This window comes from Helicobacter sp. NHP22-001, assembly GCF_030270165.1.
Classification (GTDB): Bacteria; Campylobacterota; Campylobacteria; order Campylobacterales; family Helicobacteraceae; genus Helicobacter; species Helicobacter gastrofelis.
The window spans coordinates 1-429 of sequence record NZ_BSWS01000043.1 but is presented as its reverse complement, the minus strand read 5'-3'; the positions used below and the strand labels follow the sequence as shown (position 1 = coordinate 429).

1 protein-coding gene is annotated in these 429 nt (G+C 67.1%); it reads right to left on the bottom strand.

Annotated elements, in window-relative coordinates; genetic code table 11:
• On the bottom strand, nt 1–429 hold a 429-nt coding region (locus tag QSJ47_RS08155; RefSeq protein WP_285603022.1), incomplete at both ends, for a methyl-accepting chemotaxis protein.

Below are 429 nucleotides of genomic sequence, written 5' to 3'. Positions count from 1 at the left end.
CGCGCGGACGTTGGTGAGGAATTTCTCGACTTCGATCTTGAGGCGGTTGCTGTCGGTGGACAGCATCTGCGCGGCAGACAGCACCTGGCCGGATGCGGCTCCGGTTTCACCCGCGCCGCGGCTGACATCGGTGATGCTGTTGGCGACGTCGCCGCTGAGCGAGGCAGCCTGCTGCACGTTGCGGGCGATTTCCTGTGTCGCCGCACCCTGTTCTTCCACCGCGGCGGCGATGGTCGAGGAGATTTCCGAGATCAGGGTGATGGTCTTGCCGATCTCCTTGATGGTCGCGACCGATTCCTGCGTCGCGGTCTGCATGCCGGCGACCTGGGCGCTGATCTCGTCGGTGGCCTTGGCGGTCTGCGCGGCGAGGGCCTTCACCTCGGAAGCAACCACGGCGAAGCCACGGCCGGCATCGCCGGCGCGGGCAGC